15 protein-coding genes are annotated in these 13,437 nt (G+C 45.0%); 4 read left to right on the top strand and 11 right to left on the bottom strand.

Annotation, left to right across the window (positions count from 1 at the left end):
• Positions 1-37: 37 nt before the first annotated feature.
• Positions 38-1,228, bottom strand: a complete 1,191-nt coding sequence (locus tag AC2EXB_RS16905) for a CDP-glycerol glycerophosphotransferase family protein (RefSeq protein ID WP_483602440.1) — start codon at positions 1,226-1,228, stop codon at positions 38-40.
• A gap of 177 nt (positions 1,229-1,405) precedes the next feature.
• Between AC2EXB_RS16905 and AC2EXB_RS16900 the strand changes: the two genes are divergently transcribed.
• The 4 genes from AC2EXB_RS16900 to AC2EXB_RS16885 all read left to right on the top strand — a co-directional run bounded on the left by AC2EXB_RS16900 (position 1,406) and on the right by AC2EXB_RS16885 (position 5,080).
• A complete protein-coding gene (locus tag AC2EXB_RS16900; RefSeq protein WP_483602439.1) occupies positions 1,406-3,019 on the top strand; it encodes a catalase in 1,614 nt (537 codons plus the stop codon).
• Between the two features lie 201 nt (positions 3,020-3,220).
• Positions 3,221-3,685, top strand: coding sequence for an RNA polymerase sigma factor (locus AC2EXB_RS16895; RefSeq protein ID WP_483602438.1), 465 nt, complete (start codon positions 3,221-3,223; stop codon positions 3,683-3,685).
• Positions 3,685-4,896, top strand: coding sequence for a hypothetical protein (locus tag AC2EXB_RS16890; RefSeq protein ID WP_483602437.1), 1,212 nt, complete (start codon positions 3,685-3,687; stop codon positions 4,894-4,896). The genes AC2EXB_RS16895 and AC2EXB_RS16890 overlap by 1 nt, the downstream gene beginning before the upstream one ends.
• A 19-nt stretch (positions 4,897-4,915) precedes the next feature.
• Positions 4,916-5,080: a hypothetical protein gene (locus tag AC2EXB_RS16885; RefSeq protein ID WP_483602436.1), complete on the top strand. Its 165-nt coding sequence runs from the start codon at positions 4,916-4,918 to the stop codon at positions 5,078-5,080.
• A gap of 32 nt (positions 5,081-5,112) precedes the next feature.
• Here AC2EXB_RS16885 and AC2EXB_RS16880 read toward each other — a convergent pair whose 3' ends face one another.
• The 10 genes from AC2EXB_RS16880 to AC2EXB_RS16835 all read right to left on the bottom strand — a co-directional run bounded on the left by AC2EXB_RS16880 (position 5,113) and on the right by AC2EXB_RS16835 (position 13,161).
• Positions 5,113-5,814, bottom strand: coding sequence for a P-II family nitrogen regulator (locus AC2EXB_RS16880; protein WP_483602435.1), 702 nt, complete (start codon positions 5,812-5,814; stop codon positions 5,113-5,115).
• A complete protein-coding gene (locus tag AC2EXB_RS16875) occupies positions 5,798-6,541 on the bottom strand; it encodes a DUF1538 domain-containing protein (RefSeq protein ID WP_483602434.1) in 744 nt (247 codons plus the stop codon). The genes AC2EXB_RS16880 and AC2EXB_RS16875 overlap by 17 nt, the downstream gene beginning before the upstream one ends.
• On the bottom strand, positions 6,538-7,233 hold the full coding sequence (locus AC2EXB_RS16870; protein ID WP_483602433.1) for a DUF1538 domain-containing protein: 696 nt from the start codon (positions 7,231-7,233) through the stop codon (positions 6,538-6,540). Before AC2EXB_RS16870 ends, AC2EXB_RS16875 begins: the two co-directional genes overlap by 4 nt.
• Positions 7,234-7,357: 124 nt before the next feature.
• Positions 7,358-7,741 (bottom strand): Na+/H+ antiporter subunit G, encoded by a 384-nt coding sequence (locus AC2EXB_RS16865; protein WP_260107654.1) that lies wholly within the window; start codon positions 7,739-7,741, stop codon positions 7,358-7,360.
• Positions 7,719-8,003 (bottom strand): Na(+)/H(+) antiporter subunit F1, encoded by a 285-nt coding sequence (locus AC2EXB_RS16860; protein WP_235197363.1) that lies wholly within the window; start codon positions 8,001-8,003, stop codon positions 7,719-7,721. Before AC2EXB_RS16860 ends, AC2EXB_RS16865 begins: the two co-directional genes overlap by 23 nt.
• Complete coding sequence (locus tag AC2EXB_RS16855) at positions 8,000-8,485, bottom strand: Na+/H+ antiporter subunit E (RefSeq protein ID WP_251476227.1); 486 nt, start codon at positions 8,483-8,485, stop codon at positions 8,000-8,002. Before AC2EXB_RS16855 ends, AC2EXB_RS16860 begins: the two co-directional genes overlap by 4 nt.
• 42 nt (positions 8,486-8,527) lie before the next feature.
• Entirely contained in the window at positions 8,528-10,015 is a 1,488-nt protein-coding gene (locus tag AC2EXB_RS16850) for a Na+/H+ antiporter subunit D (protein WP_483602432.1), read from the bottom strand.
• A complete protein-coding gene (locus AC2EXB_RS16845; protein WP_235197360.1) occupies positions 10,008-10,346 on the bottom strand; it encodes a Na(+)/H(+) antiporter subunit C in 339 nt (112 codons plus the stop codon). Before AC2EXB_RS16845 ends, AC2EXB_RS16850 begins: the two co-directional genes overlap by 8 nt.
• A 3-nt stretch (positions 10,347-10,349) precedes the next feature.
• On the bottom strand, positions 10,350-10,772 hold the full coding sequence (locus AC2EXB_RS16840) for a Na(+)/H(+) antiporter subunit B (RefSeq protein WP_052650260.1): 423 nt from the start codon (positions 10,770-10,772) through the stop codon (positions 10,350-10,352).
• The gene (locus AC2EXB_RS16835) at positions 10,759-13,161 is read right to left on the bottom strand and encodes a Na+/H+ antiporter subunit A (protein WP_483602431.1); all 2,403 of its coding nucleotides are present in this window, start codon (positions 13,159-13,161) and stop codon (positions 10,759-10,761) included. Before AC2EXB_RS16835 ends, AC2EXB_RS16840 begins: the two co-directional genes overlap by 14 nt.
• Positions 13,162-13,437: the final 276 nt, after the last annotated feature.

The raw sequence follows: 13,437 nt of genomic DNA, 5'->3' as shown, positions 1-13,437 counted from the left end.
TCACTTCTGCTTGTGCTTTTTCATTTGGCATTTTATTTTAAGCTACTCCCAGAACGCGCTGGGCCAAACGTTCACAATTTTGCTGATCAAAAAAGTCGATATATTTTGGTGCGAGCGGATACCATTCATTGGTGTTTATGCCGCCTTCAATAATCTTCGCAAGGCTATGGTAGACTTCATCCACGGTCGCAGCTTTGTAGCCATACAAATCTTTATCCAGGTCCAAATAGGAACCGCGTTTTGCCTCATATTCTTCCTGGTCGAACATATTGAAGATGATGGGTTTATTCTGATACAGGAAGTCCCAGGAAACACTGCTGATATCGGTCAGCAGCATATCGGTTTCTTGGATGCTGCGTTCGATCGAGACGCGCTGCGAATCAAGAAATTCGATGCTGCTTTCGGAATCGTCTAAATTCGTAAAGTAATTCTCGAATTTTTTCATGAAAGGATGGAGGGCGATTTGCATGACAACGCCGTTTCGGTTCAGCAATTCGCGGATGCCTTTATGCTGGATGATGCCGACCGTGTTTTTAAAATAAGCGCTGTCCAAAAATTCTTCTTCGCTCAGGCCGTAAAGCCATTCCCGCCAAGTCATCATCATCAAGATGCTCTTCACTTGTTTGGCCGGCCTATTGGTCGGGTAGCGGTCAAAACGCGGAAAGCCAGTGACAATCAGCTTGTTCTCAGGCATCTTCCATTCCGTCAACTTCAGCTCTTTTTCATATTCAGACGCGCAATTGAAATAATCCGTACGCTTCAGCAACGGTACATCTTCTTTTTGGATCAGAATTTTCTTGAATCCTTCGATGCCATGGCTAATATGGGTAATGACGGTTTTTTTATTGAGGAATAAAAACTTATCGACAGAAGGCGCAATGTCATACATTAGTGAATGTCCATGGAACGTATAATCTGCTTTGAAAAAAAGAAGATAATTCTTAAAGCTGCCAAGCGGAATCGCATTTGGAATTTTGCCGTTTAAGGCATATGTAGTCTTCGGATCATACATCCAGTACGCAGTCACTTGGTCTGAATGGTTTTTGGTGAGGTAGGTGTGAAAAACGGATGCGTTGTCTTCGTATTTTTCACCGAGGTTACCGCCGACTAAAACGATCTTTTTCTTCTCTTTGCGAGTGGAAAAGCGGGTAATTAAATAAGCAGCCGAAACTTTCAAAAAGACTTTCAATGGATCCAATTTTCCTTTTTCTTTTAATGTTACACTCATTTCCAGCCCTGCTTTCTCTCTGTTGTTATTCCTTCAGTTTTTCATATTTCTGTCAGTTTGTCTATCTGCAAGCAAGGACAAAAACTTCTTTATTAAAAAGAGGGATTCTAAGTTTAGCTTGGGCGGATAAAGGGAAGATGATAGGGTGATAGACTATTGTGGAGGAGGATTCTTTTAATGAAGGAAAACCATGAAGAGTTTAAAAACAAAATGGGCACTGGTGAAGACGAATCAACGTTAACAGACCGTCAAGGCCATCCGATACGAGACAATCAGAATATACGGACTGTCGGCAACCGTGGCCCGGCTACTTTAGAAAATTATCATTTCATCGAAAAAATCTCTCATTTCGACCGTGAAGAAATCCCAGAACGGATTGTTCATGCGCGAGGAGCGGGTGCATTCGGTTATTTCGAAACTTACGGCAAAGTCGGCGATGAGCCGGTAGAAAAATATACACGCGCTAAAGTATTTTCAGGCGCAGGCAAGCAGACACCTTTAATGGTGCGCTTCTCGACAGTGGCAGGATCTCGCCATTCTTCTGAAACGGCACGCGACCCACGCGGGTTTGCAGTTAAAATGTATACAGAAGACGGCAACTGGGACCTAGTCGGAAATAACTTAAAGATTTTCTTTATCCGTGATGCAATGAAATTCCCGGACATGATTCATGCTTTTAAAAACGACCCGGTTTCAAACGTTCCAAACCCTGAGCGCATGTTTGACTTTGTAGCACGCACTCCGGAAGCGACGCATATGATTACGTTCCTGTTCTCGCCATGGGGCATTCCGGCGACTTACCGCCATATGCAAGGTTCAGGCGTAAACACGTATAAATGGGTGAATGATAAAGGCGAAGCCGTTCTTGTTAAATACCATTGGGAGCCAAAGCAGGGCATCCGCAATTTAACGCAGGCGGAAGCCAACGAGATTCAAGCGGAAAATACAGGCCATGCAACAGAGGATTTGTTCGAATCAATTGAACGCGGAGATTATCCGGAATGGGAGTTGTTCGTTCAAATTATGAGCGACGACGAACATGCGGAACTTGATTTTGATCCACTAGATGATACGAAATTATGGCCACAGGATCAATTCCCATTCCTTCCTGTCGGAAAAATGGTCTTGAACCGCAATCCGGAAAACTACCATGCAGAAATTGAACAGGCTGCATTCGGTACAGGAGTTTTAGTTGACGGACTTGACTTCTCTGATGATAAGATGCTGCAAGGACGTACATTCTCGTATTCCGATACACAGCGCTATCGCGTTGGAGCGAACTACCTGCAATTGCCGGTTAACGCACCGAAGAAACGTGTGGCAACAAACCAATATGGCGGTGCGATGGACCGTAAAGTTGAGCATGTGCCAAATCCGCATATCAATTACGAGCCATCTGTACTTGGCGGCGTAAAAGAAGCGGAGCAGGTAACACCGGATCATGAGCCGGCGTATAATGACAAAGTGATGAAAGCGCCAATCGACCGTACGAACAATTACGGGCAAGCGGGTGAAACTTACCGTAGCTTTGAAGATTGGGAACGCGAAGAATTGATCAATAACTTGGGCGACGCATTATCTGTTTGCGATCCACGCATCCAAGAAGAGATGATCCATCATTTCACGCAGGCGGACGAAGACTACGGACGCCGTGTACGTGAAAACATGGAAGCGAAAATCCAAGCAATGAAAGAAATGAAAGACAATGGCCCGAAAGTATACGGCAAGCCTGCAGCGAGCAAAGTAGCGCAAGCGGCATCGAGCAAAGGGCATGAAGCAGACCCTTATTAAGAATTAAATAAAAAAACCGGCAAACCTTTTGAAGGTTTGCCGGTTTTTTGCTGTGAAAGATCGAGAGAAGGAACGGCTTGAAAAGAATATGCTTCACATTAATTTAGTGTTTCAAAATTTTTTTGTTTTTTTTCAAACACTTTGTCCTTCCCATCCGTTATCTTAATGAATAAGGAAATACAGCAGAAAGCGGGGAGTGGGATGGAAGCGAATACGATGTATGACAGTTTAATAAAAGACATCACCCGGTTCGCCCGCTCCATCTCCCGCCACGAGCAGGAAGCAGACGATTTGGTTCAGGACGCTTGGGAGAAGTCATTGAAAGAAAAAGAGTTAGAGCACTTACCGGTTTACAAACAGCGCGCTTGGTTTTTTCGGGTGATGAAAAATCGCTTAATCGACGATCGGCGAAAAGAAAGCCGGTTGTCTGCCTGGGAAGAAGAAATCGATTTTCCCGAAAAGCCGGCTTCATTGAATCATTTGGAAATGGTCGAATTACTGGGCCAGTTAACGCCGGAGCTAAGTGACCTCGTATTTAAGCGGTATTGGCTGGGCATGACCAGCGGCGAAATCGGAAAACAAGTGGGAGCGCCTGCTGCAACCATTCGCTACAAACTGCACCACGCAATAAAGCAATTGAGAAAACAGTTGGAGGATGATTTGTGATGGGACAAAAAATTGGCAATGTGGGACTGCTGAATTTATTGAATGCTACAGAGGAAAGCGTAAAAAAAGTCGAACGAATTGAAAATGTAGGAGCGGTGATTTATCGTTCCGGCAATGCGCATCTGCTCGGCGCATTAACGATCGGCAATTTAGGAGCAAGCCTCGAACTGCCGGAAGATTACCGTTATTATAACGGGGAACTGGCAGTCGATTCCGCCTATCTTCAATCGCTCGGCGGCGAACAGAAATTATTAGTGAACGGCACGGTCGTATTCAAAAAGGATGTTGCAGCAGAAGATCTGGAAAAGCGGCAGCTAACACTGATTGTCAATGGCGATATATATGCGCCCGAACACTTAATAGGATTAGTCAGCCGGCTGTTTCCTGAAGGCAATCGAACATTAAAACCGTACACAGGGCAAACTCCTTACTTTGAAAACAGCCATTTCAAACTCAGCAACTCTTTCTTGCATGCGGCAGAAGCGCCGATGTATTTAGTGGTTAGCGGTGTCGTCGAGTTTGCAAAAGACCTGGACATGGTTCTGTTTGACGAAAAAATCGGCCAAATCGACGTTAATGGGGTTCTTCGGATCCACGAAGAACAGGAAAGCGCACTTTACCGAAAAATGAAAACGGCAGCCAATGGCATTATTCAGGTGATTCCCGCCGGTTATGCCGTTTTGCAAAAAGCATTGCGCATCAATTCCCGCTCTATCCGAAGTTTAAAAGAGAAAAAGCTGTTTACTAAAAAGCCGTTGATTTTTGAACCTGGAATTGCACGTGAAGCATTTAATGAAGCTATCGATAATATCAATTCCAAGTCCTATATCATCTGCAGCGAAGAGCTGGAAGATTTGATGTACGAAAAATTGGATCGATTGGAAACTGAGGTCCTATCATATGGGCAGCATTATATGTGGGTGGAAGGCGAGCAAAAATGGTCGGATGCGCAATTCCAGTCACTCGAGCCGGCAACCAACCTGATTGTAGAGGGCTTACTGATTTTGGATGAAGACGTGACAGAAGTAACCTTGAACAGCAAGTTAGCAGCAATAGACAATTTTGGCGAAATCAAAGTTTCAAAAGATATTCAAAAAGGGGTTGTCCAAAACAAGTTGCGGGCCAATGAAGGGCAGATAAAAAATTCATCTGATGAATCTGCTGAACATGAACATACAGGCTTGCAGAATGTGGGCGAACTTGCTCTTTAAAGAGAGGAGGCGATTCCGAATGTTCTATACTGATGAAACGGTCAGGCAGCAAAAAATGAAAGATATGAAGGCAGAAGTGGAATATGGGCGAATGCGGAAACGGCAAAAAAAGGGAAAGCAGCAAACAAAACGCTCGTTGTGGATTGTTATTGTCAGCCTGCTGCATCTGCATAAGAAGAAATGAAAAAGCTTGGAATCGTCAGGATTCCAAGCTTTTTACTGTTTGGAGCTGTCAAATGAAGAATGGTTGACGCCAAAAACTTTTTCGACATCGATTAAAAAGGCAATTCCTTTGCCGGGAGCATACAAATCAATGGCATTCTGTATGCTTTCAATGACCGCTTCAGTATAGTCTTCAGGTATCAGGGTCAACACAACATCTTTTTCAGGATCTATCGTAAAATTCATGAATTTCTGCTGTTCATTGACACCGGTGCCGCGGCCCGTGAGGATCGTTCCGCCTTCCGCGCCTGCTTTAGCTGCCGCTTTTACTACTTTACTGGAGTCTCCGCTATTAACGATCGTCACAATCAAATTGAATTGTTCATGTGCAGCTCGCATCGATTGCCCACCTTTCTTTTTTTTGCCGTCATTTGGACGGTCGGAGAGATGAGGAACGCCTAAAAGCTGGCTTAAATGGACAGTGAATCCCAAACCGTAGCCTGGTTTTCCAAGTTTCCCGGCCTGGGTCACGGCATCAGCCACTGGATCTACCAGCGTGCCATCAATCGCGATGAAAATCACATCTTTTTCATGTGTGGCCGGCAATCCCAGAAAAGTAGGTTTTTCATTGCGTCCAATGCCTTCGCCGTAGAGAATAGTGGCCCCGTCAGCCCCTGCTTTTTTAGCAGCAGCGATTACTTCTCTCGAATGTCCGCGTTTAACAACAGCAATCATCAATCTATGATTCAGGTTCATTTTTTTTAGCCCCACCTTTACTCTTGAAAATCAGCCCCAAAATGAGAACCGCCAATATGGGTGTCAATGCGACCAAAGCAATCAGGCCGAACCCGTCTGATAGCGGATCCCGGCCTTCGGTGACAGAAGCCACACCGACGGCCATAGCCGAAATGAACGTCACAGTCATCGGTCCCGTAGAAACTCCACCAGAGTCAAAAGCGATAGCGATGAAAATTTTCTCGGAAAAGAAAATCAGGACCAAGGCCAGCAAGTAGCCCGGGATGAGAAAGTACCAAAGCGAAACGCCGGAAAGAATGCGGAACATAGAAAGAGCGACAGACAATCCAACGCCGATAGAAACGGTATATAGCATCATTTTTTGAGAGATGTATCCCCCGGTTACCCGATCGACTTCGTCATTCATGATACTAACTGCGGGTTCCGCAAAGGTTGCTACAAAACCGAGAATGAATCCTATGGGAATAAGAATCCAAGTGGCTGATTTTTCCCCAAGTGTTTTTCCCATCATTTCGCCAATTGGGAAAAAGCCCACATGAACACCTTGAAGGAAGAAAGCCAATCCGAGAAAAGTTAAGAAGAATCCGAGTAATATTTGCAATACCCGTTGTTTAGGCAGTTTAAGCATGAAAATCTGGAAGATAGCAAAGAAGATAAATAAGGGGACAAGCGCAATGCCAACTTCTTCGAGGATTTGCGAAAATCCATCAAACACATGAAGGTTCACTGAAATAGCACCCCCAAAATCATAATCGCCAGGACCGGCCCTATGGAGGCCAGACCGATAAGGCCGAAGCCTTCACTGGCAGAAGAGGAGTTCGTACGTAAAACAGACGCTACACCGACACCGAGTGCGAGGATGAAAGGAACTGCCATTGGCCCTGTTGTTACTCCGCCGGCATCGAAAGAAATTGAGACAAAAGCATCTGGGACGAACATAGACAAGATAAATACAGCGATGTATCCGCCAATCAGCAAATAATGGATAGGAATGCTGTAGATTGTCCGTACCATGGCTAATGCGACAAAAATCGCCAAGCCAAGGGCAACTGAGAGGATTAATATTCCGGCACTGATACCGCCGCCAGAAACTTGGTCAATTTGCTTGGCAAGCACCCGGACATCCGGCTCTGCAATTGTGACCGCCAAGCCGAGCAAAAAGCCGGTGCCGATGATAAGCCAGGATTTCTTCGTTTTCGGCAATCGTTTGCCGATCATTTCACCGACAGGCAGAAGACCAGCAGTAACGCCGAGCAAAAAGAGGAAAAAACCGATGCTGACAAATGCAGCGCCAATCAAAAATTGCAGCAAAGCTTCTAAAGGCAATCGGATGATTGTCAGCTGTAAAAGGATGACGACAATCGTGACGGGGAGAATAGCAGCGGCTACTTCTTTGAAAGTATCCTTCACATTTTCCATCTCAACACTCCTTCACCGCTCGTTTGTTTTGGTATTCCCTTATCAATTTTGGTGTAAACGTGATAAAGGGAAGAAATCCATAACCTTCCAAGTGTTCATGACAATAGAAAAAGCGGCGTTCCTTTTAGGATTCGCCGCTTTTATTGTCCGTATTTTGAGGTCTTGCAATCACATTCTCTAACGCATCTTCCGTGGAACTTTCGGATAATTTAACGTTCGAGCGATAAGCTGCCCGTGTAATCAAATGGCCAGCCACCGGAGCGGTTAAAAAGACAAAGGTGATACCGAGCAAAAGCCGGACGCTGATAAAATCCTCAGATGCCCAAAAGTAAATGAACGTGCCGATTAATGAAAGCAATACGGCTAAAGTAGAGCTTTTCGTTGCGGCGTGGGATCGCGTATAAACGTCAGGCAGCCGAAGGATTCCGATAGCGCTGATGACAGCCATTATCGAACCGATGAGAATCAGAAGAACGCCTGCGAATTCAATTATTTCTCTTATGCTCAACGATATCCCCCCTCTCAACAAAGCGGGCGAGTGCCAGGGTACTGATAAAAGCCAATATCCCGACAATCAAAATAACTTCCAAAAAAGCATGTGTATGGAGCACGACAGAAAAAACTGCAACACCGGAGATAAGGTTAACACCAATCATATCCAAAGCGACAACACGGTCTGGCATCGATGGCCCGACAATGATGCGGTAAAGAGCCAATAGGATCGCTAAACAGAAAAGCGATAAGGCAATAGTTAAGATTGTTTGTATCATCCGCGTGTCACCTCCATAATTGCTTTTTCAAAAACTTTGATTGATTTTAATACAGAATCCCGTGATTCTTCCACATCCATCGCGTGAATGTAAAAAGTTTTGCCATCGGGTGAAACTTCCATTACGACGGATCCAGGAGTCAAGGTCAATAAAAGTGCCAATGTGGTCAACTCATAATCGCCTTCCATGCTGTGTTCGTAAGTGAAAATGCCAGGGCTTATATTAAGCTTCGGACTCAGAATCTGCTTCATGATCAGCAAGCTTGACTGAGCGAGCTCAGATATAAAAATGAATAAAAGTTTTATCGTCGAGTAGACGCGGATCAAATAAAACTTCGTTCCGAAAAATCGGTGCATGAGAAAGAGAATTCCGATCCCTGTTAAATAACCGCCGATAAAAGTGGAGATATGAAACGCATCTTCATCCATCAATAATGTCCATAGAAACGCAATCATAATATTAATCAGGAACTGTGCAGGCATGTGCATCCACTCCTTTCATCGCAGCGGGCGAGCAGATCCATATCATGATTCGCCGCCTCCCATCACTGCATCGATGTAGATATCCGGGTTGAGAAGGGTTTCAGCTGCGTCGGTTACATAACCCGAAATCAATTCTGTACCGAGTCCAAGGCCGACAGTCATCAATACCAGCAGTAGGCAGGGGATCAAAAGCGTCTTCTTCAAAGGCACTTGATCTTCCTTGCTGACGATGGTCTCGCCCCAAAAGCTGTTTTTGAAGATTCGCAGCAATGAGTACAGGACAAAAAGGCTGGACAGCAGAGCAAGCGTCAACAATCCATAAGAGCCGCTTTCGACAGCTCCTTCTGAAACCAGCACTTTCCCGATGAATCCACTAAGCGGCGGTACTCCGGCTAATGAAAGCATCGTAATGAAGAAAGACCAGCCAAGTAACGGATAGTTTTTCATCAATCCACTCATTTTATCGAGCATGGCAGTACCGGTTAATGAAATGATCGTGCCGACTAATAAGAATAATAATGCCTTGATCACCATATCGTGAATCAGGTAGTAAATCGCTCCTTCGACCGCATTCGGAGTCGAAACGGCCAAACCGACTAAGATAAAGCCAACAGCGATGACCACATTGTAAGCGGCAATTTTGCGGATATCGTTGAAGGCGATAGCCCCGAGGCTTCCGCCAACTAAAGTTAGCGCCGCCATCGCCCCGATAATCGTATGCGTAATTTCCGGCTGATGGTAGAAAATCAATGAAAATACACGGAATAATGCATAAATCCCGACTTTCGTCAGCAAAGCTCCAAATAATGCTGAAGTGACAGCGGGAGGTGCACTATACGAACCAGGGAGCCAAAAGTAAAGAAGCAATCCGGCTTTTAAGCTGAAAACAATTAAAAAGATGATGCTGACTGTAGTGAGAAGCGGACCTTGTCCGGCCTCGGCCACTCTGACGGAAACATGTGCCATATTCAAAGTGCCGACAGCTCCGTAGAGATACGCTAAAGCCACCAAGAAGAACCAGGAAGAAACGATGTTAATGACTACATATTTGATTGCTTCACGAAGCTGCCGTTTATTGCCCCCAAGTGTAAGGAGAACATATGAAGACAAAAGCATCACTTCAAAACAGACAAATAGATTGAACAAGTCACCAGTTAAAAAAGATCCGTTGACGCCGGCTATCAAGAAAAGAATGGTCGGATAGAAATAAGTTGTCTGCAGAAATTTTCCAGCTGAAAACATGGCATACAATAGGATAATCGTAGCGACAATGGCAGTGGTCAGAACAAGAAGCAAGGAAAAAGAGTCTGCCACAAACAATATACCGAAAGGCGGCTCCCAGCCACCGAAATCCAGCCTAAGGATTCCATTCGTCTGAACTTGTTCCAATAAGTAAAAGGCAATTCCGGCACTGACCGCCATGACGCCGATACTGAACCAAGCCTGAACGCGCCCGTAAGCACGTAAGAATATTAACACCACTCCTACCAGAATCGGCAAAAGCATGGGAAGCAAGACTATATTATTCATCATTTACACCTCTCATTTCTTCCAAGTCATCCGTGCCAAGTTCTTGATAAGCACGGAAGGCCAAAACAAGAATGAAAGCTGTAACGGCAAAACTGATGACGATGGCCGTCAAAATCAAAGCTTGCGGCAAGGCATCGACATAGCTTGGCGCTTCTTCGCCGAGAAGCGGCACCGTGCCTTTTTTCAAGCCGCCCATAGATAAAATCAATAGATGGACAGCATGGGAAAAGATGGCAGTACCTAAAATGACGCGGATCAAACTTTTAGATAAAACTAGATAGATGGCGACAGCTGTAAGGACGCCGACCAATAATATGATTAAGGTTTCCATCGGCTACTCATCCTCACTTATGCTAAAGATAATATTTACGACAACACCGATAACCGTCAGTGCAACCCCAGCTTCGAAAACGGTCACGGTCGCAAGTTCTGTTTTGCCGAAGATCGGCAAGTCGAAATAGCCGAAAGACTGGCTCATGAACGGCTGTCCGAAAAACATCGGCACCGTGCTGCTTGCGAAAGCGATTAAGACCCCCAAAGCTGAAATTTTCTTGAAGTCGAGTGGGATGGCATCACTGATCGTTTCCGAATCGTGAGACAAGAATAGGAGAACAAAGGCAGAAGCAAGGACAAGCCCGCCAATAAACCCGCCGCCCGGCTCATTATGGCCGGATAGGAAAAGGTAGATGCCAAACGTGAAAATAATCAGGACGGCAGCTTTGGAGACCGTTTTTAAAATGACGTCATTTATCTTCATTTTTTTTCGGCTCCTTTCCGCTTTTAATCCGAATCAAGGTATATACCCCGATACCCGCGATGAAAAGTACAAGAGATTCGAGCATCGTATCAAAGCCGCGGAAATCGCCTAAAATTGCATTGACGATATTTTTTCCGCCAGCCAGTTCATATGAATTTTCAAAATAGCTGGAAATGGATTCAAATAGTTTTCCGCTATGCACAGAAAGAGCGATCAAAACGACAGTAGCCCCGCCAGCAACAGCAATAATGGCATTGCGTATTTTGGCGTTTCTCGGAATTATGTCTTTTTTCAGTTCCGGCAAGAAATAGAAGCATAGCAGGAAAAGAACAGTCGTAACGGTTTCAATGACCAATTGGGTCAACGCTAAATCCGGCGCGCGGAATAATACAAAGAAAATCGCAATGGAAAATCCAAGGACGCCGTTCAGCAAGATAGAAGTCAATCGTGATTTTACAAATAAGATTGCTACAGCGGCAATCATCATGACCAACACCAACAAAAATTCATAAGGGCTAACAGGCGCATCGTTGGAAAAATCGATGGATAAAGCTCCGGTAAACACTAAAGTGCCGCCTGCTACTAAAATGAAGAAGGTGAAGATATAAGCGAAATAATGCGGCAAATAACCCGTCATATAAAGGGAAGTCAACGTATTTGAGTTGTTTTCCAATCCGGCTAAGAAACGGTTGTACAGATTATTGAACGTCCAAGTATCCGGAATGAACGTATAAATTCTTTTCCAGTAGCGGAAAGTTGCAAATAAAATACTTCCGACTACGATAACGCCAAGCGTCATCCAGAGTTCCGGCTGGAAGCCGTGCCAAGCTGTAATATGAGGTGCCGCTCCTGTAATTCCCGGCAGTACGCCAGTTAGTGCCGGACGGAGCAGATGGTCTCCCAATAAATTAGGGGCAAAGAAGATGCCGACAATTAAAATCGATAGAATTGCTGGGGAAATCAGCATCCCGATCGGCGGTTCCACTGGTTTTTTATCCAGTTTTTTCAGCTGCGGCTTTCCAAGGAAAGTGCGGAATACGATAATCATACAATAGACGAAAGTCAGGACACTGGCTGTCCAAGCAATCACCGGAATCAGCCAGCCCCACGTGCCTGCTGAAAAAATCGGAAGCGCGGTCGAATTGAGAGACGCTGTAAAGAACATCTCTTTGCTTAAAAACCCATTGAAGAAAGGAAGCCCGGCCATCGAGAAGCTGCCGATCATAGCAAACGTGAAGGTAATCGGGAGAAACGAAATCAAGCCGCCTAAACGCCGGATATCCCGCGTACCAACCTGGTGATCGACAATACCGACAACCATAAAGAGCGCGCCTTTGAATGTGGAATGGTTGACTAGGTGGAAAAGAGCGGCGAAAGTCGCGAGTCCGTATAAAGCGCCATCGCTGCCATCGCCGAAATAAAGCGCCGCTGACCCCATTCCGAATAAGCTCATGATCAATCCTAATTGGCTGATAGTGGAATACGCGAGCAAAGCTTTTAAATCCGTTTGGCGTACTGCACAGAAAGAACCCCAGAACAGTGTGACCAGCCCAACCAATGTGACTGTCCAGAACCAAGCAGAAGTGCCGCCGAAGACAGGCGTAAACCGCGCGACCAAATAGATGCCGGCTTTTACCATCGTAGCGGAATGCAGATAAGCGCTGACGGGTGTAGGAGCTTCCATAGCGTCAGGGAGCCAAATGTGGAAAGGGAATTGGGCTGATTTAGTGAATGCACCGAGCAGCACAAGGAACATGGCTGGATAAAAGAGTGAATGGTCTGTGTACTGGCCGATCGTTGCAGCAATTTCACGGACACTGAAAGTGTCTGTCATCGTATGAAGCATGATAAAACCCGCTAACATCCCAAAACCGCCGAATACAGTAATCAACAAAGATTTTTGGGCACCGTAGCGTGAATTTTTGCGGTGGAACCAAAAAGCGATTAATAGAAAAGAGGATATGCTTGTCAACTCCCAGAATACATAAAGCACGAGCAAGTTGTCGGAAAGTACGACACCGAGCATGGCGCCCATGAAAAGAAGCAAATAAGCATAGAAATGCGGCAATGAGTCATATGGAGATAGATAATAGATGGAGTAGAGAATGACCAAGCTTCCCATACCCGTGATCAACAACGCGAGAATTAAGCTGAGGCCGTCCAAATAGATGGAGAAATTGATGCCCAGCGAAGGAATCCATTCCAACGTTGCGGCGATCGTATCGCCAGCGGAAATATCCGGGATCCGTAGGGCGAAAATGATGAATAATACCAGGGGTATAATGAGGACAAACCAACCGATATTTAACTTTCCGACCCGCCTATAAAGAAGAGGGATGAGGGCGGCCGCAAAGAATGGAATTAAGATTGCGAAAATCAATAGATGCATAAAGTGAACCTCCTGACACAGAATAAAAAACGGAAAAACGGGAAATGGATATGTAAAGCAAAGGATAAATGTTTTCAATAGGAATAGAAAGGCAAAAGACTCCATAAAGACACAAAGCCATATAGAATAAATTATACAGGAAATAGGGCTTGCTTTCACTTGATAACTTCGATATGGTACAGATTAAGCGATAAAAAACGGAACAAAATTAAGGTGAGACACAAAAAGTATAAACCCTTGATTTTTATTAAGATCCGCAGTATAATTTCATAGTTT

The sequence above is a fragment of the Planococcus alkaliphilus genome (genome assembly GCF_057031095.1).
Note: the sequence above shows the minus strand (reverse complement) of the source record. Positions and strands in the feature narration are given on the sequence as shown.